General features: G+C 72.2%; 18 protein-coding genes and 1 pseudogene. 12 read left to right on the forward strand and 7 right to left on the reverse strand.

Annotated elements, in window-relative coordinates:
• Positions 1-108 precede the first annotated feature (108 nt).
• Positions 109-1,701: an ABC transporter substrate-binding protein gene (locus tag ABIC70_RS06680; RefSeq protein WP_354439234.1), complete on the forward strand. Its 1,593-nt coding sequence runs from the start codon at positions 109-111 to the stop codon at positions 1,699-1,701.
• A gap of 30 nt (positions 1,702-1,731) precedes the next feature.
• On the opposite strand, the gene cobT is transcribed toward ABIC70_RS06680, so the two are convergent.
• Positions 1,732-2,772 carry a nicotinate-nucleotide--dimethylbenzimidazole phosphoribosyltransferase gene (gene cobT / locus ABIC70_RS06685; protein ID WP_170861808.1) on the reverse strand — a complete coding sequence of 347 codons (1,041 nt, stop codon included), beginning with the start codon at positions 2,770-2,772 and terminating at the stop codon, positions 1,732-1,734.
• 86 nt (positions 2,773-2,858) lie between these two features.
• Between cobT and cobS the strand changes: the two genes are divergently transcribed.
• Genes cobS through ABIC70_RS06700 form a run of 3 tightly spaced genes read left to right on the forward strand, consistent with a single transcriptional unit; the run spans position 2,859 to position 4,636 of the window.
• Positions 2,859-3,683 carry an adenosylcobinamide-GDP ribazoletransferase gene (cobS, locus tag ABIC70_RS06690; RefSeq protein ID WP_287089123.1) on the forward strand — a complete coding sequence of 275 codons (825 nt, stop codon included), beginning with the start codon at positions 2,859-2,861 and terminating at the stop codon, positions 3,681-3,683.
• A gap of 51 nt (positions 3,684-3,734) precedes the next feature.
• Positions 3,735-3,947, forward strand: coding sequence for a DUF1289 domain-containing protein (locus tag ABIC70_RS06695; RefSeq protein WP_075380162.1), 213 nt, complete (start codon positions 3,735-3,737; stop codon positions 3,945-3,947).
• Complete coding sequence (locus ABIC70_RS06700) at positions 3,944-4,636, forward strand: retropepsin-like aspartic protease family protein (RefSeq protein ID WP_043355874.1); 693 nt, start codon at positions 3,944-3,946, stop codon at positions 4,634-4,636. The genes ABIC70_RS06695 and ABIC70_RS06700 overlap by 4 nt, the downstream gene beginning before the upstream one ends.
• Positions 4,637-4,648: 12 nt before the next feature.
• On the opposite strand, the gene dusA is transcribed toward ABIC70_RS06700, so the two are convergent.
• Positions 4,649-5,668 (reverse strand): tRNA dihydrouridine(20/20a) synthase DusA, encoded by a 1,020-nt coding sequence (gene dusA / locus ABIC70_RS06705; protein ID WP_279898704.1) that lies wholly within the window; start codon positions 5,666-5,668, stop codon positions 4,649-4,651.
• A gap of 443 nt (positions 5,669-6,111) precedes the next feature.
• On the opposite strand from dusA, the gene ABIC70_RS06710 reads away from it, so the two are divergent.
• Complete coding sequence (locus tag ABIC70_RS06710; RefSeq protein ID WP_083683417.1) at positions 6,112-7,743, forward strand: methyl-accepting chemotaxis protein; 1,632 nt, start codon at positions 6,112-6,114, stop codon at positions 7,741-7,743.
• A gap of 57 nt (positions 7,744-7,800) precedes the next feature.
• On the opposite strand, the gene ABIC70_RS06715 is transcribed toward ABIC70_RS06710, so the two are convergent.
• Positions 7,801-8,676: an SDR family oxidoreductase gene (locus tag ABIC70_RS06715; protein ID WP_043381967.1), complete on the reverse strand. Its 876-nt coding sequence runs from the start codon at positions 8,674-8,676 to the stop codon at positions 7,801-7,803.
• A gap of 479 nt (positions 8,677-9,155) precedes the next feature.
• Here ABIC70_RS06715 and ABIC70_RS06720 point away from each other — a divergent pair, with 479 nt between their 5' ends.
• Together ABIC70_RS06720 and ABIC70_RS06725 are read left to right on the forward strand one after the other, a co-directional pair.
• Positions 9,156-9,371 (forward strand): hypothetical protein, encoded by a 216-nt coding sequence (locus ABIC70_RS06720; protein WP_043347371.1) that lies wholly within the window; start codon positions 9,156-9,158, stop codon positions 9,369-9,371.
• A gap of 164 nt (positions 9,372-9,535) precedes the next feature.
• Positions 9,536-9,961, forward strand: a complete 426-nt coding sequence (locus tag ABIC70_RS06725) for a GFA family protein (protein WP_043381962.1) — start codon at positions 9,536-9,538, stop codon at positions 9,959-9,961.
• A gap of 106 nt (positions 9,962-10,067) precedes the next feature.
• Here the strand turns inward: ABIC70_RS06725 and ABIC70_RS06730 are convergent, their stop codons facing one another.
• Complete coding sequence (locus ABIC70_RS06730; protein WP_179696573.1) at positions 10,068-10,733, reverse strand: urease accessory protein UreE; 666 nt, start codon at positions 10,731-10,733, stop codon at positions 10,068-10,070.
• A 244-nt stretch (positions 10,734-10,977) separates the two neighbouring features.
• Here ABIC70_RS06730 and ABIC70_RS06735 point away from each other — a divergent pair, with 244 nt between their 5' ends.
• The 3 genes from ABIC70_RS06735 to ABIC70_RS06745 all read left to right on the forward strand — a co-directional run bounded on the left by ABIC70_RS06735 (position 10,978) and on the right by ABIC70_RS06745 (position 12,896).
• Positions 10,978-11,247 carry a YMGG-like glycine zipper-containing protein gene (locus ABIC70_RS06735; protein ID WP_043347377.1) on the forward strand — a complete coding sequence of 90 codons (270 nt, stop codon included), beginning with the start codon at positions 10,978-10,980 and terminating at the stop codon, positions 11,245-11,247.
• A 156-nt stretch (positions 11,248-11,403) separates the two neighbouring features.
• Positions 11,404-12,144 (forward strand): TerB family tellurite resistance protein, encoded by a 741-nt coding sequence (locus ABIC70_RS06740; RefSeq protein WP_043381957.1) that lies wholly within the window; start codon positions 11,404-11,406, stop codon positions 12,142-12,144.
• A complete protein-coding gene (locus ABIC70_RS06745) occupies positions 12,141-12,896 on the forward strand; it encodes an N-acetylmuramoyl-L-alanine amidase (protein WP_043757206.1) in 756 nt (251 codons plus the stop codon). Before ABIC70_RS06740 ends, ABIC70_RS06745 begins: the two co-directional genes overlap by 4 nt.
• A gap of 17 nt (positions 12,897-12,913) precedes the next feature.
• Here ABIC70_RS06745 and ABIC70_RS06750 read toward each other — a convergent pair whose 3' ends face one another.
• Positions 12,914-13,948 carry a TerC family protein gene (locus ABIC70_RS06750; protein WP_043382054.1) on the reverse strand — a complete coding sequence of 345 codons (1,035 nt, stop codon included), beginning with the start codon at positions 13,946-13,948 and terminating at the stop codon, positions 12,914-12,916.
• 277 nt (positions 13,949-14,225) lie between these two features.
• Between ABIC70_RS06750 and ABIC70_RS06755 the strand changes: the two are divergent.
• A pseudogene (locus ABIC70_RS06755) lies at positions 14,226-14,339 on the forward strand (methyl-accepting chemotaxis protein); the annotation flags it as partial.
• A 164-nt stretch (positions 14,340-14,503) separates the two neighbouring features.
• Here the strand turns inward: ABIC70_RS06755 and ABIC70_RS06760 are convergent.
• A complete protein-coding gene (locus tag ABIC70_RS06760; RefSeq protein ID WP_043381951.1) occupies positions 14,504-16,051 on the reverse strand; it encodes an MDR family MFS transporter in 1,548 nt (515 codons plus the stop codon).
• Between the two features lie 251 nt (positions 16,052-16,302).
• On the opposite strand from ABIC70_RS06760, the gene ABIC70_RS06765 reads away from it, so the two are divergent.
• Positions 16,303-17,520, forward strand: a complete 1,218-nt coding sequence (locus ABIC70_RS06765) for a TIGR03862 family flavoprotein (RefSeq protein ID WP_354439260.1) — start codon at positions 16,303-16,305, stop codon at positions 17,518-17,520.
• Between the two features lie 10 nt (positions 17,521-17,530).
• Here the strand turns inward: ABIC70_RS06765 and ABIC70_RS06770 are convergent, their stop codons facing one another.
• Positions 17,531-18,421, reverse strand: a complete 891-nt coding sequence (locus tag ABIC70_RS06770) for a collagen-like domain-containing protein (protein WP_043357140.1) — start codon at positions 18,419-18,421, stop codon at positions 17,531-17,533.
• Positions 18,422-18,529: the final 108 nt, after the last annotated feature.

The raw sequence follows: 18,529 nt of genomic DNA on the forward strand, positions 1-18,529 counted from the left end.
CCCGGTCGCCCCCGGGAGCTCCGCAGGACCCTTGACGGCGGAGCTCCGGTGTTGAAATTGTATAAAATCAATCGGGCAACGGGCTCGATCAGGACAAGGGTGCCCGCGATGAAGCTCTCCCGTCGCCAGCTTCTGGCCGGAACCGCAGGCGCGGCCGCCGGCCTCGGCCTCCCGCACCTGGTCCGGGCCCAGCCCGGCGGCGGCAGCGTGCTGCGCTTCATCCCGTCGACGCCCCTGCCGTCCCTCGATCCGATCGTCGCCACGAGCTACGTCATCCGCAACCACGGCTATCTCGTCTACGACACGCTGTTCGCCACCGACGAGAATTTCCGGATCCAGCCGCAGATGGTCCGCGAGTGGCAGACCGCGCCCGACGGCCTGCGCTGGACCTTCCATCTCCGCGACGGTCTCACCTTCCATGACGGCTCCCCCGTCGAGGCCAAGGACTGCATCGCGTCCATCGCGCGCTGGTCCAAGCGCGACGCCTTCGGTCAGACCCTGGCGGGATTCGTGGCGGAATACGGCCAGGAGGACGCCCGGACCTTCACGATCAGCCTGAAGCAGCCCTTCCCCCTGCTCCCGGCGGCGTTGGGCAAGCTGTCCTCCAACGTGCCCTTCATCATGCCGGAGCGCATCGCCCTGCAGGATGCCTCCAAGCCGATCGCCGACGCCATGGGGTCCGGGCCCTGGCGGTTCGAGGCGCGGGAATGGATTCCCGGCCAGAACGCGATCTACACCCGCCACGCCGGCTACCGGCCCCGCGAGGAGGCGCCCTCCTGGGCGGCCGGCGGCAAGGTCGCCAAGGTCGACCGGATCGAGTGGCTGGCCATCACCGAGGCCTCGGCGGCGGTGGGCGCGATGATCCAGGGGGCGGTGGACTGGTACGAGCAGCCGGCGATCGACCTGATCCCCGTCCTGAAGGGCAAGCCCGGGATCGAGATCCGCAACGTGCCGCTCGGGCTGATCCTGCTGATGCGGTTCAACCACACGCAGCCGCCGTTCAACAATCCCGAGATCCGCCGGGCCGTGATGATGGCCATGCAGCAGGACGACTACATGCAGGCGGTGGTCGGCAGCCCCGAATACTACCGGGAGGCCAAGACCTTCTTCACGCCGGGCTCGCCGATGTCGACCGGTGCCGGCGGGGCCGCCGCCATGCAGGGGGACCTCGCCAAGGCCAAGGCGATGCTGGCTAAGGCCGGCTACAAGGGCGAGCGCGTGGTGCTGCTGGCCCCGGCCGACCAGCCGATCGCCTACAACCAGTCGCTCGTGACCCAGGATCTGCTCAAGCAGCTCGGGATGACTGTCGATCTGGTCTCCACCGACTGGGGCAGCTTCATCGCCCGCCGCGGCAACCGCGGGCCGGTCGATGCCGGCGGCTGGTCGCTGTTCCACACGCTCTGGTCGGGGGCCGACGTCCTGAACCCGGCGCTCCACCCGCTGATCCGGGCCAACGGTCAGGCCGCGTGGTTCGGCTGGCCGGACGACCCGACGCTCGAGACCCTGCGCAGCGAGTGGATCGCCACGAGCGACGAGGCGCAGCAGAAGGCGCTGACCGCCCGCATCGAGGAGCGCGCCTTCGCGGTCGTGCCCTACGCCCCTGCGGGCCTCGTGCAGCAGCCGATGGCCGTGAGTTCGAAGCTCAAGGGCATGGTGATGGCGCCCGTGCAGTTCTTCTGGAACATCGAGAAGACCGCCTGAGCCTGGAGGGTCGGAGCGCCCGCGGCGGTCCTAGCCCGCCCCTTTCTCGGACACACCGGCCTGCGCGAAGGTCGCCATGCCGGTGTGGCAGGCGAGCGCGCCCTTCAGCAGGCCCATCGCCATGCCGGCGCCCGAGGCCTCGCCGAGGCGCATGCCGAGCGCCAGCAGCGGCACCAGACCGAGCCGCTCCAGCACCTCGGCGTGGACGCCCTCCGCCGAGACGTGGCCGGCGAGGCAATGGTCGAGGGCGCTCGGGTCGGCGGCGTGGAGCACGGCCGCGGCGGCGGTGGCCACGTAGCCGTCGATCACCACCGGGATGCGCTGGAGCCTGGCGGCCAGGATCGCCCCCGCCATGGCGGCGATCTCCCGGCCGCCGAGGCGCGCCAGGACCTGGAGCGGGTCGTCGAGATGGCCGGCATGGTGGGCGAGCGCCGCCTCCACGGCCGCGACCTTCCGGGACAGGCCGTCCCGGTCGACGCCGGTGCCGCGCCCGACCCAGTGGGCGGGATCGCCGCCGAACAGGGCGGCGTAGAGGGCGGCCGCCACGGTGGTGTTGCCGATGCCCATCTCGCCGATGCCGAGGCAGTCGGTACCGGCGGCCACCGCCTCCATGCCGAACGCCATGGTGGCCACCGTGGCGCGCTCGTCGAGGGCCGGCGCTTCCGTGATGTCGCCGGTGGGCATGTCGAGGGCGAGGTCGAACACCTTGAAGCCGAGGCCGTAGGCCGCGCAGATCTGGTTGATCGCCCCGCCCCCGGCGGCGAAATTGTCGAGCATCTGCCGGTTGACCGCGTCCGGGAAGGCCGAGACGCCGCGGCGCGTGACCCCGTGGCTGCCGGCGAAGACGCAGACCAGCGGCCGGTCGAAGCTCGGGGGCGCCTTACCCTGCCATGCCGCCAGCCACGTCACGAGGCTCTCCAGCCGCCCCAGCGAGCCCGCGGGCTTCGTCAGGGTCGCGTCCCGGGCGGCGACCGCGGCCTTCGCCTCCGCGTCGGGGCCCGGCATCGCCTTCAGCAGGTTGCGGATGTCGTCGAAGGGACCGGGTTCGGGAGCGGTCATCGGGTCGGTCATGGCGGCGATGATTTCCTGTGGGCGCCCCCGGACGGGGAGACTATAATGGACCGGCGCGCGGTGGCGGGCGGATGCGAGAGACCGCGATGAACAGGCAGACCGGCGGGGAGGCCGACTGGCCCGGGCGCGGCGCCCTCTACGACCTCGCCGGGTGCCTGCGCTTCTACTCCCGCCTGCCGGTGCCGCAACTGCCCGGCGAGCCGGACCCGCATCGCAGCCCCGACTTCACCACCCTGCCCCGGATGCTGCCGCTGGCCGGCCTGATCCTGGCCCTGCCCGCGGCCCTGGTCCTGGCCGGCGGCTGGTGGATCGGGCTCGGGCCGTTCCTGGCCGCGACGCTCGCCATCGCCATACTGGTGGTGGCCACGGGCGCCCTGCACGAGGACGGGCTCGCCGACGTCGCCGACGGGTTCGGCGGCGGCACCACCCGGGAGCGCCGCCTGGAGATCATGCGCGACAGCCGGATCGGCGCCTACGGGGGCGCGGCCCTGGTCCTGGCCCTGGCCCTGCGGATCGGCGCCCTGGCCACGCTCCTCGACCGGACCGGGTACGCCGCCGTCACCGGCCTGATCCTGGCCGCCGCCCTGTCGCGGGTCGCCGCCCTCGCCCCGATGGTGCTGCTGGAGCCGGCCCGGCCCGGCGGGCTCGCCGCCGCGGTGGGCCGCCCGGACCGGGCGAGCCTCGCCACCGCCCTCGGCCTCGGTGCGGTGCTGGCCCTCGGCGCCGTGCCGCTCGGCCTGCCGTTCGGCGGCGTCGTGTCGATGATCCTGTGCGCCGGCCTCGCGGCTTTGGCCCTGACCCGGCTCGCCCGCGCCAGGATCGGGGGGCAGACCGGGGACGTGATCGGCGCCTGCCAGCAGGTCGCGGAGATCGCCGCGCTGCTGGCCCTGGTGGCGGCTTGGGCGGAGTGAGGACGCCAACGCGTCTTGACCCGGCCACGATCCCCCGCCCAAGGTTTCCCGATGCCGCCCGCGCCAAAACCCTCCTCGCCCTGCACCAAGGTCTGCGTGCTCGACGCCCCGACCGGATTGTGCTGCGGCTGCGGGCGGACCCGCGACGAGATCGCCGCCTGGGGGGCGCTGTCGGAGGTGCAGCGCCGCACCGTCATGGCGGGGCTCGAAGCCCGGATGCGGGCCGCCGGCCTCACGCCTCTGGAAGCGCCGCTGCCGTCATGATCTATCTCGGCCTCGCCGCCCTCGCCCTGGTGGCCGTCGCCCTGGTCCTCAGCGACGGCAGCGACAGCGTCGGCGGCGTGATCGGGCCCGATCAGCTCGCCAACCTCGCCTGGACCGGCACGATCCTGCTCCTGGTGGTGGCCGGATTCTGGCGGCAATTCACGGCGCGCCTCGGCGCAAACCTGCAGGCGCTCCTGGCCTGGGGGCTGATCGGCCTCGCCCTCGTGATCGGCTACAGCTACCGCGACCGGATCCAGGATGTCGGCGCCCGGGTGCTCGGCGATCTCCGGCCGGGGAGCGCGACCCCGGGCGCCGACGGGTCCGTCACCGTCACCCGGCGGGCGGACGGAGATTTCCGCGTCGATGCCGAGGTGAACGGCCGGGTGCAGCCCTTCCTGTTCGACACCGGGGCGAGCAGCGTCGTGCTCACCGCCGAGAACGCCGCCGCCCTCGGCCTCACCCCCGCGCCCGCCGATTTCACCGCCCGCGTCTCCACCGCCAACGGCATCACCTACGCGGCGCCGACCCAGCTCGACTCGCTCAGCGTCGGCACGATCACCGAGCGGCGGGTCAACGCCATGGTGGCCAAGCCCGGCGCGCTCTCCGCGAACCTCCTCGGCCAGACCTTCCTGTCGCGGCTGTCCGGCTACGAGGTGCGGGGCGACCGCCTGATCCTGCGGCGTCCCTGACCGGGCCGCCGCTCAGGCCGCACGGGCTTCTTCGGGCGCCGCGCGGGAGACCAGCGCCACCGCCTCCCGCAGGGTCGCGAGGTCCGCCTCCGGGCGCATGCCGTGGGTCGAGAGATGGCGCCGGTAGGCCCGCGCCCCCGGCCGGCCGTTGAACAGACCGAGCATGTGCCGGGTCACTGCGTGCAGCCGCTCGCCCCGGGCCAGGGCCGCTGCGATATAGGGCTCGAATGTCGCGATCGCCGCGAAAGCGTCGGGGGCCGGTGCCGGCACGCCGAACAGGTCGGGATCGACACCGAGCAGCAGCGCCGGCTCGGTATAGGCGGCGCGGCCGACCATCACGCCGTCGACCTCGGCGAGCCGCGCCCGCGCGGCGTCCAGGTCGCGCAGGCCGCCATTGACCGCGATCGGCAGGCCGGGCAGCCGCTGCTTCAGCCGGGCCGCGCGTCCGTAATCGAGAGGCGGCACGTCCCGGTTCTCCTTGGGTGAGAGCCCCTGGAGCCAAGCCTTGCGCGCATGGACGATCAGCCCGTCGACGCCCGCCGCCACCACGGCGTCGGCCAGGGTGTCGAGCGCGGCCTCGGGATCCTGGTCGTCGACGCCGATCCGGCACTTCACCGTGACCGGCACGGAGACCGCTGCCTTCAGGGCGGCGACGCAGTCGCCCACCAGGGCCGGCTCGCGCATCAGGCAGGCGCCGAAGCGGCCCTCCTGCACCCGGTCCGAGGGGCAGCCGACATTGAGATTGACCTCGTCGTAGCCGAAATCCGCGGCGATCCGCGCGGCCTGCGCCAACTCCGCCGGATCCGAGCCGCCGAGCTGGACCGCCACCGGGTGCTCGACATCCGCGAAGCCGAGCAGGCGCTCCCGCGGCCCGTGCAGCACTGCGCCGGTGGTCACCATCTCGGTGTAGAGCCGGGCGCGCGCCGAGAGGGACCGGTGGAAGGCCCGGCAATGCCGGTCCGTCCAGTCCATCATCGGGGCGACGGAAAACCGCCATCCCGCCAGTGCGCCGCGTTCGTCAGCCGCCGTCACGTTCCCAGATCCGTGCTGTGACCCGTATCCCGCCCGCCATGCGTCCCGCCGGAGGCCGCGCGTCCGGGGATCCGGCCGATGGCGCGGGAGGGCGCCGGATACCACGGGAGGCCGCCCGGCGAAACGCCGTGCGGTGCCGGTCAGTCCGTCGCCGGCGTCGCGGCTGGCCTTTGGCTCGGTGAGGCGCGGGCTCGGTCAGGCGCGTGGTCCGGCCGGCCAGTAAATCCCTCGGCGATCGCGCCATGTCGGTGAAAACCGGGCCGCAGCATGGCTCCCATGTGCGGCAGGCATGGAATAATTCCAATGTAAAGAAGATGATGGTCCGGTGAGGTGCCGTGAAGCATTTGATTCTGTCTCGCCCAGGTGCGTATTTTACCAATTTATATTGGGAATTAACAGAAATGACTATCGGGAAAAAGGTCTTCTATATTATAGGCGGGATAATGTTGGCATTCATATCGATCGTGGGTGTGCAGGTCTCCTCCATCGGCGGGGTGATGATGGACGGCCGCAAGGCCGCCATCCGCGCCCAGGTCGAGTCGGCCCACAGCATCGTGGCGACGTTTGCCAAGCAGGCGGAGGCCGGCGCGATGACGGCCGACGAGGCGCGGCGGCGCGCTGCCGACGCGCTGCGGGCGATGCGCTACAACGGTGGCGACTACGTCTTCGTCTATAGCTCGACCCCGGGCGATATCGGCCGCAACGTCGTGCATCCCGATCCCAAGATCGAGGGCACGCGGTCCCGCGACGACGCGGCGATGAAGAAGACCTTCGTCTGGACGATGATCCGGCACGCTCAGGAGGGCGGCGGCTTCACCGAGTACCGTTGGGCCCGCCTCGGTGAGACCGAGCCCGCGCCGAAGGTCGCCTACTCGCTCGCCTACGAGCCCTGGCAATGGGTCATCAACTCCGCCCTGTACGTGGACGACATCCACGCCTTGGACCGGGCACGGATCGTCACCACCCTGCTCTGGCTGGTCCCGCTCGCCATCGGGGTCGGGGTGGTCGGGTTTCTGCTGGCACGCAGCATCACGCGCCCCCTGAGCGCGTTCACGGCCGCCCTGCGGCGGCTCGCAGGCGGCGAGATGGATGTCGCCATCCCGGGGCGCGGCCGGCGCGACGAGATCGGCCAGATGGCCGAGGCCGCCGGCGTGTTCCGGGACAGCATGATCCAGGCCCAGACTCTATCGGCCGAGCAGCGGGCCGAGCAGGAGCGGCGGCAGGAGCGCGCCCACTGGGTGGAGGCGGTGACCCGCAGCTTCGATGCCGAGGCGAGCCAGTTGCTGGCGCGGGTCGACACCGCGGCGGCCGGGATGCGGGAAGCCTGCCGGGCGATGTCGGAGACTGCCGCGGAGGCGGCGCAGCAGGCCGGCTCGGCGGCCGGGTCTGCGCAGCAGGCGGCGGCCAACGTGCAGACGGTGGCGGCCGCCACCGAGGAGCTGTCCGCCTCGATCGGGGAGATCAGCGGCCAGGTCGCCAAGTCGGCCGAGATCGCCGGTCAGGCGGTGACGGAGGCGGAGCGGACCGACCGGCAGATCCGCGGGCTCGCCGGGGCCGCCGAGAAGATCGGGGAGGTCGTGCGGATCATCTCGGCAATCGCCGAGCAGACGAACCTCCTGGCGCTCAACGCGACCATCGAGGCGGCGCGGGCCGGCGAGTCGGGGCGGGGTTTCGCGGTGGTCGCCGCCGAGGTGAAGGGGCTGGCCGGACAGACCGCGAAGGCCACCGAGGAGATCACCGCGCAGATCGCCGCGATCCAGGGCGAGACCATGGAGGCCGTCAACGCGGTGCACGCCATCGGCGGCACGGTCGACACGATGAACGCCATCGCCAGCGCGATCGCGGCGGCGGTCGAGCAGCAGCGGGTCGCCACGGGGCACATCTCGCAGAACATCGACCAGGCTGCCCAGGGCACCGATTCGGTGAGCCAGAACGTGGTCTCGGCCTCATCGGCCGCGGAGGCGACGCAACGCGTGGCCGGGGAGGTCGGCGCGGCGGCCGGCGACGTCTGCCGCAGCGCCGAGGCCCTGCGGTCCGAGGTCATGCGCTTCCTCGCCGAGATGCGGGCCGCCTGAGTGCGCGGTCGCGTCGGATGGGCACCACCGTGGCGGATGCCCGTCCGACGCGGCGCGTCAGAGCACCGGCATGGCTCCCGCCACCGTGACGAGCGCACCCGACGTGTAGCTGCTCTCCTCCGAGGCCAGCATCACGTAGGCCGAGGCGAGTTCGGCCGGTTGTCCGGGGCGGCCGAACGGCACTTGGCTGCCGAAGGATTTCACCGAATCCTGGCTCATCCCGGAGGGAATGAACGGCGTCCAGATCGGCCCGGGCAGCACGCCGTTCACGCGCACGCCCTTTTCCGCGAGCAGCTGGGCGAGGCTCAGCACCATGTTGCTCAGCGCACCCTTGGTGGCGCTGTAGGCGAGGAGCGACGGCATCGGATGCTTGGAATTCACCGAGGAGGTGAAGATCACCGAGGCGCCGGGCTTCAGATGGGCGAGGGCCGCCTTGGTCACGTAGAACGCCCCGAACACGTTGGTGCGGAAATGATCCTCGAACACGGCATCGTCGATTCCGGCGAGGTCCGCGTTCGGCTGCTGGAACGCGCCGTTGTTGACCAGCACGTCGAGGCGCCCGAACGTCTCCACCGTGCGGGCGACGATCTGGCGCCCGTAGGCGGCGTCCTTGAGGTCGCCCGGCAGGAGCAGCGCGCGCCGTCCCGCCTTCTCGATCCACTGGGCGACCGCCTCCGCGTCGGCCTGCTCGTCCGGCAGGTAGGAGATGGCGACGTCCGCACCCTCCCGGGCGAAGGCGATGGCGACCGCGCGGCCGATGCCGGAATCGCCGCCGGTGATCAGCGCCGCCTGGCCGGTCAGCTTGCCCGAGCCCTTGTAGCTCGTCTCGCCATGGTCGGGTTCCGGCTCCATGCGCCCGGTCTTGCCGGGGAAGCTCTGGGGCTGCGCCGCGAAGGGCGGGCGGGGATACTTGTGCAGCGGATTCGTGGTCACGCGTCGTCTCCGGTGGGGGTGCCGGTCCAACCGCACGGCCTCCCGGGTGTTCCGGCGCCGCGGCGCCGCGCCCCCGTCCGGCCCCGCCCCGCCGGGGCAACACGAGTCCGTCTGCCCGCGATGGGCCGACACAGGTCAGCAACAGGCGTTCGTCAATCTCGCTCCGAGGAGGTCCCGCCATGATCGAGGTTCAGCCGGAGGATCGGGTCGCCCGCGTGATCGATCGCGTCCTGCTCTACGCAGCGATGCTCTCGCTCACCTTCGGCTTGGCCACGGGCCTGTGGGGCCTGCTGCAGTGAGCCAGCCCCGGGACGGGGACCCGGGACAGGGATCCAAGGGGCGGATCATGGTCCGGCCCGGCCGCACATCCCTGCGGCGGTCCGGACGCGACTACACCGCCGTGGCGCTGATCGGGGCGGGGCTGACGGTGCTCGTGCTCGCGCTGCTTCTGGTCGGGCTCCCGTGAGCGGACGCCGACAATGCTGCTGAACCGCGCCATCATCGCGGCGCTGATCGTCGCGGTCGCGGCCTTCCTGCTGTACCTCGCGGCACTCGCCCGCGCGGCGCTGTCGCCCAACGAGTCCTACGCGGCCAGCATCGGCCTCACCCTCGACCAGTGCGTGGCCGCCCAGGACGGCCTGTCCGCCGAGGCGGCGCGCCTGTACTGCCGCAGGCCCGTGCCGAAACGCCTGTGACCGGCAGGGCTCCCGGCCTCCCGGAGGCACAGCGTGAGTTTTCCTGATACGCCGCGTGACGACTTGGCGATTGTTCGCATGGCGCCCGAAACCTAGACTTCGGGGCGCACACCGGATCTGTCGCCGAGCCGGATCGCAGGAAATCGCACGGAAGGCCCAGCACCATGGCGGACGATGCGACGATCCGGTCCGGCCGCTGCCATTGCGGGGCCGTGCGCTTCGAGGCGGCCCTCGATGACGATCTCGCGTCGATCCGCCGGTGCACCTGCTCCTACTGCCGCATGCGCGGCGCCGTCGTCGCGATGGCGCGGCCGGGCGGGGTGAGGATCCTGCAGGGTGCGGAGGCGCTGACGACCTACCGGTTCCATACCGGGGCGGCGCAGCATTTCTTCTGTTCCCGCTGCGGCGTCTACACGCATCATCAGCGGCGCTCGGACCCGAACGTCCACGCGGTCAACGTGGCCTGCCTGGACGGGGTCAGCCCCTTCGACTTTCCGGAGGTCCCGGTGATGGACGGCGTCAATCACACGAACGACACCGGCCAGCCCACGCGGCGCGCCGGCACGCTGCGCTTCGTCCCGGCGGAGTGACGGCGGCGGCCCGTCCGCGTTCCGGCGCCGGCGCAGGATTCCTGACCGGTCCTGCCTGACCGCCCCGGTCCCCGAGCGCCGCTCCGGGCCGGGCCGGGCTCAAACGCTAGTGATCGTGGCCGCAGCCGCAGCCCGGACCATGCACGTGGCCGTGATCGTGGGCATGATCATGGCCGTGCTTCTGGTGCCCGTGCTCGTGATCATGGCTGTGATCGTGGCTGTGGCCATGGTCGTGCGCGTGATCGTGAGCGTGGTCAGGCCCGTGACCGTGGTCGTGATGATCATGGTCGTGATGAGCGTGGGCATGATGATCGTGCCCGTGATCGTGCCCGCAGGTGCTGTGATCGTGGGCGGCGTGCTCGGGCCGGAAGGCGCGGGAGACCGGGGTCGCGACGCAGCCCTGCCCGCGGACCAGCTCGGCCGCGGCGGGTGTCGCCGGCACGTAGAGCACGTCCGCGCCGATCTCGGCATCCACGTGGCTGCCGCCGAGCTGCCAGGCCAGGCGCAGCAGGCGGGCCGGATTCTCGGCGCGCACCTCCAGGAGATCCTCGGCGGCCGCCCGCACCGCGACGAGCCGGCCGTCGTCGAGGCGCAGGGCGTCGCCGTCCTCGAGCGCCGCCGCCTTGGTGAGCGCGACGTCGAAGCCGAGACCGCCCTCGGCGACCAGGGGTCCCGTGACGGCATCCCGGGCCGCGCGGTCGAGGGTCACCGTGTCGGCGACGCGGTCGGCGCGCACCGCGGCCCGGCGGACGATCGTGGTGGCTGTCGGCATGGGACCCTCGGACATGGTGCCGGACTGATGCCGGACGTGGTGCCGGATAGGGGGCTACGGCATCCCGGCCGGAGCACCGCCTCGGAACCGTGGCATAGGGCGAGACGGGAACCCGACGCAACTCGTCTCGCGGCCGATGGAACCTTAGCCGTATGGCCGGCATTCCTTTCCTGCTAAGCTCGACGCGATCCGCAACGATTACGGCCACCGGCCGGACCGGATTCACAAGGGAGTTCTGGGGACCATGAAGAAGCTGACGGCAGCCGCCCTCGCCACCATCGCCGCCCTCTCGCTCGCCGGCTGCAACACCCCGGAAGACCGGGCTCTGGGCGGTGCAGGCCTCGGCGCCCTGACCGGTGCGGCGATCGGTGCGGCGGCCACCGGCCGCGCGGGCGGTGCCCTGGCGGGTGCCGCGATCGGCGGCGCCGGCGGTGCCATCGTGGGCGCCTCGACCGCGCCGCGCTGCCCCTACGGCACCTATCGCGACGCCTACGGCAACGTCTACTGCCGCTAAGCGAGACTGAGCTGGGCGGGCCGGGCGCGTCCCGGCCCTTCCTCGCGGCGTGCGGAGGGTCTATCCCGTCGCTCGGCCGGGCCTGTCCCGGTGCCGGAACCCCGCCGCCCCGATGACAGAGCCGAGCCGAGGATCAGCGCCGAGACCGGGCCGCCCATGAGCCAGGCGACCAAGTCTCAGGGCGTCTGGGGGAAGCTCGGCGGTGCCGGCATCGGCCTCGCGATCGGCGGTCCGCTCGGGGCCCTGATCGGAGGGGTCGCGGGCCATTTCCTGCTGGACCGGGTCGGCGCACCCTTCGGGCGGACGCCGCGCGACGTCGTGTTCACCACCGGACTCGTGGCGCTCGCCGCCAAGATGGCGAAATCCGACGGCGTCGTGCTGCCGTCTGAGGTCGAAGCCTTCGGCCGGGTGATTCAGGTTGAACCGTCCGCGCGGGCGGGCGTGGAGCGCCTGTTCGATCTCGCCAAGAAGACCACGAACGGCTTCGAGGCCTACGCGCACCAGCTGGCGACCACCTTCGGCGACGAGCCGGCGCTGCTGGAGGACGTGCTCGACGGCCTGTTCCAGATCGCCGGCGCCGACGGGGCCCTCCACGAGGCCGAGGAGCGCTACCTGCGCGCGGTCTCGGGGATCTTCGGCTTCGATGAGGTGGCGTTCCGGCGCATCGCCGCCCGGCACGTGCGGCTCCCGGACGATCCCTACGGCGTCCTCGGGCTGGACCGGGAGGCGGACGATGCCGCCGTGAAGGCGCGCCACCGCGCGCTGGTCGCCGAGCACCACCCGGATCGGGCGCTCGCCCGCGGCCTGCCGACGGAGGCGGTGGCCATCGCCACGCGGCGCCTCGCCGCGATCAACGCGGCCTACGACCGGATCGCGCAGGAGCGCGGGCTGCGGTGAGCCTCATCCCCGATACGCCCCTCGCCCGCCGCGTCGCGCCCTCGCCGAACCACGGAGCCCGGCGCGCGGGGCCGCTCGACATGCTGGTCCTGCATTACACCGGTATGGACAGCGGGGCCGCCGCGCTGGCGCGGCTGCGCGACCCGCTGAGCGAGGTCTCGGCCCACTATCTCGTGTTCGAGGATGGCGGCATCGTCCAGATGGTGCCGGAGGCCCGCCGGGCCTGGCATGCCGGCGCCGGGGCCTGGAAGGGCGAGACCGATATCAATTCCCGCTCCATCGGGATCGAGATCGTCCATCCGGGCCATGCCGGCGGCCTGCCGTCCTACCCGGACGCGCAGATCGAAGCGGTGATCGCCCTGGCCCGGGACATCATCGGCCGCTGGCCGATCCCGCCGGAGCGGGTGCTCGGCCATTCCGACATCGCACCCGAACGCAAGGAGGATCCGGGCGAGACCTTCCCCTGGAGCCGGCTCGCGGCGGCGGGGGTGGGCCATTACGTGCCCCCGGCCCGCCTCCAGGACGGCCGGTTCTTCGCGCGGGGCGATGCCGGCCAGCCCGTCGAGGCGCTGCAGGCGATGGTCGCACTCTACGGCTACGACCAGCCGGTGACCGGCCTGTTCGACGCGCGCACCCAGGCGGTGATCACCGCGTTCCAGCGTCATTTCCGTCCGGCGCGGGTGGATGGCGTAGCCGACGCCTCCACCATCACCACCCTGCGCGACCTGATCGCGGCCCTGCCGGCGGCCTGAGGACCGCCGGTCCCGCCTCAGGCGCGGTGGGCCCGGGCCTCGTGCGGAGGGACGGAATCCGCATCCGCTTGATCCGGCGCGTCGGTCCGGGTCCGCCAGAGGCTGTAGGCGACGCCGGCCGCCAGCAGCGTCAGGGTGACCACCAGCGAGACCCACGGCGGAACCGTCACGAGCCCGAACGTGTCGGCCACCACGATCTTGGCGCCGATGAAGATCAGGATGAAGGCGAGCGCGGTCTTGAGATAGGCGAACCGGTCGACCATCGCGGCCAGGGCGAAGTAGAGGGCGCGCAGGCCCAGGATCGCGAAGATGTTGGAGGTGTAGACCACGAACGTGTCGGTGGTGATCGCGAAGATCGCCGGCACGCTGTCGACCGCGAAGATCACGTCGGCGCCGTTCACCAGCACCAGGGCGAGGGCAAGCGGCGTGAAGTACAGGGCGACCCGGCCGGTCTTCGGATCGGTCTTGCGGACCGTGAAACGCTGGCCGTGCAGCTCCGGCGTCACCCGGAAGGTGGACTTGAACCAGCGCACGACGGCGCTGTTCTGGAAGTCGCCCTCCTCCTCGTCGCCCGAGACGAGGATCTTCAGGCCGGCATAGATCAGGAAGGCGGCGAACAGGGACAGAACCCAGTGCACCTCGTGCACCAGCGCGGCGCCCAGTCCGATCATCAGACCGCGCAGCAGCACCGCCGCCAGGATACCCCAGAGGAGGACCCGGTGCTGGGCAGCCCGGGGGACGCCGAGCGCCGTGAGGATCATGGCGATGACGAAGACGTTGTCCATCGACAGCGACTTCTCGACCACGAGTCCGGTGACGTATTCCTCGCCGGACTGGGGACCCAGATACCACCAGATCCAGCCGCCGAAGGCGAGGCCCAGCGCGAGGTAGAAGCCGGTGAGAGCCAAGCTCTCCCGGACGCCGATCTCGTGCTCCTTGTCGCGGTGGAGGAGTCCGAGGTCGAAGGCGAGCAGGCCGGCGATCAGGAGGTGGAACCCGAGCCACATCCACAATGGCTTGCCGAGCCATTCGATGGTGAGGACGTCCATCATGTGCGGGACCTGATGCTGATTCCGGAAGGAAAGCATCGGCTCCGACATCACGGGCGCTGGGAAGCGCCCGCCAGAGGGGCCCGCAGCCGATAGGGGCGAGGTAAGCGGTGATCGGGGCGAATCAAGGGCAGGGCTGGGGATGCGGGCCTGCATCCCCCGGATGGTTCCATCGGGAATGTGCCGGTGGGCGGCGCCTGGATCGGATGTGCGGCCCGGCCGGGCCGGCTCAGTCGGCTCGGCCGCTCTCGCGGTGCGTTCGGGACGGCGTGCACCCGTACTGGAGGGGTTGAGCGGACAAGCCGCGCAGATCGGCGAGGTCGTGACCCTGATCCAGGGGATCGCCGGACAGACCAATCTGCTGGCGCTCAACGCCCCCATCGAAAAGCCGCGCGTGCGGTGTGTTGACGGGGTGGACGAGGGATCCGTTTGCCGGGCGGCACGGTCCGGATCTGCGAGAGCGTCGTCGATCGCAGCGCCACGTGCCCCGAGACGGTCTTCGCTCCGCACCGGCCAAGCACACCGGCCGAGCGACGCCGCAGCCGAGGTTCCGAACCCTCAGCCCGGGTCGCCGGTAGCCGGTTCCCCGCCCATCCGCGGCGATGCGCGTTCGCGCAGGGGTCGCTCCTCCATCAGCGCCAGGAACGTGAAGGCGCCCAGCAGGCCGAGGCAGGCGGCCATGAAGACGAAACGGAAGGTCAGGGCGAGCTGCGCCGGGTCCGCGCCGCGGATCAGGCTCTCCACGTCGTGGCCTCCTGTCCCGCTCCCTGCCCCGCCTGCGACGCCGCCGAGTACGATCGTGCCGAAAGCCGCCACGATCAGCGCCCCGCCGAGCGACCGGAAGAAGTTCATCGCGGCGGTGGCGATCCCGAGCTGGTGCGGTTCCACCGCGTTCTGGATGGCGATGGTGGAGAGGGGCAGGATTGTCCCGATGCCCATGGAGAGCAGCGCGAACAGCACCTCCATGAGCCAGAAGGGCAGCGCCCGGCCTTCCCAGGCGATGGTGGCGCAGCAGGCGAGGCTGAGGCTCATCATCGCCAGGGGCACGCGCTTGTAGTGCCGGAAATGCAGCATCGATCGGCCCGACAGCGTCGCGCCCGTGACGGTGCCGATCATCAGCGGCACCAGCGCCACGCCGGACTCGCTCGCCGAGAGCCCGATCACCCCTTCGAGGAAGATCGGCACATAGATGGTGAGGCCGATGAAGGTGCCCATGGCGAAGCAGGCGGCCAGCGTCGCGCTGTAGACCACCCGGTCCTTGAGCACCTCCGTGGGGATCAGCGGCTCTGACGCCGTGGCGAGCCGCGCCGCGAAACCGCCGGCCAGTACGGCCGCCCCGGCGAGGAGGGCGAGGATCGTGGGCGAGCCCCAGGGATAGCGCACGCCGCCCCAGCTCAGGGCCAGCAGGAGGGTGACAGACCCCGCGACCATCAGGGCGGCCCCGGGCCAGTCCAGCCGGTGCTGGCGGTCGTGGCGCGGCAGGCGCTTCAGGTTGGCGTTGGTCAGCGCGAAGGCGAGGATGCCGATCGGCAGGTTGATCCAGAAGATCAGCGACCAGTGCAGGTGCTGGGCGAAGAGGCCCCCGAGCAGCGGCCCCGCCACCGAGGCGGCCACGAACACGCCCGCGATCACCACCTGATAGCGGGCGCGCTCCTTGGGCGACATGATGTCGGCCAGGATGGTCTGGGAAAGCGCGATCAGCCCGCCACCGCCGATCCCCTGGAGGCCCCGGGCCAGCGCCAGCGTCACCATCGTGGGGGCGAGCGCGCAGGCCAGCGACCCGAGCCCGAAGGTCGCGATGGCGATCAGCAGCATGATCCGCCGGCCGTGGATGTCGCTGAGCTTGCCATAGAGCGGGGTCACCGCCGTGGAGGCCAGCAGGTAGGCGGTGACGATCCAGGGGAGGTTGGCGGCGTCCCCGAGGTCGAGCCCGATGGTCGGCATGGCGGTCGCCACGATGGTCTGGTCGAGGGCCGCGAGCAGCATCGCGGTCATCAGGCCGTAGACGATCGCGCGGATCTCGCTCTGGTTGAGGCGATCTTGAGGGGCGCCGGTCTGCGCCTGTGTCTGCGCCGGGGTTCCGGTGACGGCAGCGGGGCTGGCCACGTGTCTGAGCCTCTGATCCGAGCCGTGCCGGCCGACCATCCGGTGCGAATGGGGACAGGGCGGCGAAAGGGGATGGCGGACGGCCCGCGGCCGCGGCTCGGGCCGCCGCAATCCGCGAGGCCCGGGACCAAGAAGAGCTTCCGCTCGGCCGTATCGATCCTTAGCGCAGCGCCGGAGGGCAGCCCATGCCGTCCGGCACCGATCCGGTCTTCGCCCTTGACAGGACTGGCGGCCTGTCGCTCTCCCGGCGGATGCCGGATGACAGGGATGCAATCGCCATCGTGGGCGGCGGGCCGGCCGGGCTCGCCGCCGCCGAGGTGCTGGGAGGCGCTGGCCGCGCGGTCGCGGTCTACGAGCGCATGCCCTCGGTCGCCCGCAAGCTGCTGATCGCCGGGCGCGGCGGCCTCAACATCACCCACAGCGAGGCGCGGGCGGACTTCCTCGCCCGCTACCATCCGCATGGCTGTCTCGATGCCGCCATCGCGGCCTTCCCGCCCGACGCGCTGCGGGCGTGGTGCGCGGAACTCGGCGAGCCGACCTTCGTCGGGTCGAGCGGGCGCGTCTTCCCGCGCAGCTTCAAGGCCTCGCCCCTGCTCCGGGCATGGCTGGCGCGGCTCGACCGCCTCGGGGTCCGGATCCACACCCGCCACCGGCTCACGGCCCTGGGCGGGACGCTGCATTTCGACACCCCGGACGGGCCGCGCGCGATCCGGCCCCGCGCCACCCTGCTGGCGCTCGGCGGGGCGAGCTGGCCGCGCCTCGGCTCGGACGGGCGCTGGGTGCCCCTCCTCGAAGGGCTCGGGGTGGCGGTGGCGCCCCTGCGTCCGGCCAATGCCGGCTTCGCGGTGGCGTGGTCCGACCTGTTCCGGGAGCGGTTCTCCGGCGCGCCGCTGAAGCGGGTGGCGCTCGCCTGCGAAGGCACCGTGGTGCGGGGCGAGGCCGTGATCACGCAGACCGGCATCGAGGGCGGAGCGATCTACGCCCTCTCGCGCCTCTTACGCGAAGCGATCGCGGCCGGGGGCCGCGCGCGGCTCGTCGTGGATCTCCGCCCCGACCTCACCCGGGAGGCCCTCGCCCGCCGTCTGTCCGGCGCCCGGCCGGGCGACTCGGCCGCGACCCGGCTGCGCAAAGCCGCGGGCCTCGCGCCCGTTGCGGCGGGATTGCTGCGCGAGGCGACCGGCGCCGCCCTCCCGGCGGATCCCGGGGCGCTGGCCGGGTTGATCAAGGCCGCGCCCATCACCCTCACCGCCTCCGCGCCGATCGAGCGGGCGATCTCGACGGCGGGCGGCGTCCGGCTCGACGCCCTCGACGAACGGTCGATGCTGCGGGCCCATCCCGGCCTGTTCCTGGCCGGGGAGATGCTCGACTGGGAGGCGCCGACCGGCGGCTACCTGCTCCAGGGCGCCCTCGCGGGCGGAAGGGCGGCCGCCGCCGGGATGCTCGACTGGCTGCGCGAGACCGGCGGCTGACGCGCCCGCCTCACGGCCGCGTGCAGAACCCGACGATGCCGGACGCGTCCGCGGGGCAGCTGGCGCCCTCCCCGTCATAGACCGCCACGCCCCCCTTGAGGCAATGGGCCGTGACCAGCATCTCGCCGGTCCCGCAGGTGATCGTGCAGCCCCCCGGGCAATCGGATTTGCGCACGGGTCGCAAGCTGGCGGCTGTGGCCTCGCCCTTCGGGCCCGGGCCGCCCTGCGGTCCGACCGGACCCCGCGGGCCCGGAGGACCCTGCAGGCCCGCGGCCCCGGCATCGCCCTTCGGGCCCGGTGCGCCCTGCGGGCCGACCGCGCCCTGGGGGCCGGTCTCCCCTTTCGGACCGGTCTCGCCCTGAGGACCCGTATCGCCCTTGAGACCCTGCTCGCCCTTGGCTCCTTGGTCTCCCTTGGCCCCCTGATCGCCCTTGAGACCGGCCTCGCCCTTGGCCCCCGTCTCCCCGGGCGGTCCTGCGACACCCTGAGGGCCGGGCGGTCCGGGCGGACCCTCCGGCGCGCAGTTCGCCACAACCGCCTCCCGCTCGTCCGGCTCCGCCTTCAGCGTCACCACGCAGGTCGAAGGCCGGTAGGGCAGCCGGAAGGTGAACCGTCCGCGCCGGTCGGCCTGGATCGAGATGTCGTCGTCCAGCACCACGATCGCCCCGGGCTTGCGCACCGAGCCCGAGATCCGGAGGTCGCCGGCCTCGATGCGCGCGTCGTAGACCATGATCGGCTGGCTCGGGGTCTGCGCGTGCCGGACCCGCGGGCGGGCCGGGCGCGATCGCCCTGCGGCGGCCGCGGCCGGATCCGGACCTGCGCCACCCGGCGGATCCGCCTGCTGGCCGAGCGCCGCCCCCGACAGGGCGAGCAGGATCGTCAGAGTGAGGGCTGAGCGCATGCGCGGTCCGGTTCGGCCGCGTCACGCACGCGGCGGCCCGACATTGGTCTCGCCCTGCGAGGGAGGTCAACCGGGGCGGCGGAACCGGCGGTGGCGGTCGATTCCACA

It is taken from the genome of Methylobacterium sp. 1973, assembly GCF_040545035.1.
Classification (GTDB): Bacteria; Pseudomonadota; Alphaproteobacteria; order Rhizobiales; family Beijerinckiaceae; genus Methylobacterium; species Methylobacterium fujisawaense.

What these genes read in the sequence shown, in the direction of transcription:
- ABIC70_RS06680 (WP_354439234.1), top strand. Translation starts at nt 109, where the DNA reads ATGAAGCTCTCCCGTCGCCAGCTTCTGGCCGGAACCGCAGGCGCGGCC.
- cobT (WP_170861808.1), bottom strand. Translation starts at nt 2,772, where the DNA reads ATGACCGACCCGATGACCGCTCCCGAACCCGGTCCCTTCGACGACATC.
- cobS (WP_287089123.1), top strand. Translation starts at nt 2,859, where the DNA reads ATGAACAGGCAGACCGGCGGGGAGGCCGACTGGCCCGGGCGCGGCGCC.
- ABIC70_RS06695 (WP_075380162.1), top strand. Translation starts at nt 3,735, where the DNA reads ATGCCGCCCGCGCCAAAACCCTCCTCGCCCTGCACCAAGGTCTGCGTG.
- ABIC70_RS06700 (WP_043355874.1), top strand. Translation starts at nt 3,944, where the DNA reads ATGATCTATCTCGGCCTCGCCGCCCTCGCCCTGGTGGCCGTCGCCCTG.
- ABIC70_RS06710 (WP_083683417.1), top strand. Translation starts at nt 6,112, where the DNA reads ATGTTGGCATTCATATCGATCGTGGGTGTGCAGGTCTCCTCCATCGGC.
- ABIC70_RS06720 (WP_043347371.1), top strand. Translation starts at nt 9,156, where the DNA reads ATGCTGCTGAACCGCGCCATCATCGCGGCGCTGATCGTCGCGGTCGCG.
- ABIC70_RS06725 (WP_043381962.1), top strand. Translation starts at nt 9,536, where the DNA reads ATGGCGGACGATGCGACGATCCGGTCCGGCCGCTGCCATTGCGGGGCC.
- ABIC70_RS06730 (WP_179696573.1), bottom strand. Translation starts at nt 10,733, where the DNA reads ATGCCGACAGCCACCACGATCGTCCGCCGGGCCGCGGTGCGCGCCGAC.
- ABIC70_RS06735 (WP_043347377.1), top strand. Translation starts at nt 10,978, where the DNA reads ATGAAGAAGCTGACGGCAGCCGCCCTCGCCACCATCGCCGCCCTCTCG.
- ABIC70_RS06740 (WP_043381957.1), top strand. Translation starts at nt 11,404, where the DNA reads ATGAGCCAGGCGACCAAGTCTCAGGGCGTCTGGGGGAAGCTCGGCGGT.
- ABIC70_RS06750 (WP_043382054.1), bottom strand. Translation starts at nt 13,948, where the DNA reads ATGATGGACGTCCTCACCATCGAATGGCTCGGCAAGCCATTGTGGATG.
- ABIC70_RS06765 (WP_354439260.1), top strand. Translation starts at nt 16,303, where the DNA reads ATGCCGGATGACAGGGATGCAATCGCCATCGTGGGCGGCGGGCCGGCC.
- ABIC70_RS06770 (WP_043357140.1), bottom strand. Translation starts at nt 18,421, where the DNA reads ATGCGCTCAGCCCTCACTCTGACGATCCTGCTCGCCCTGTCGGGGGCG.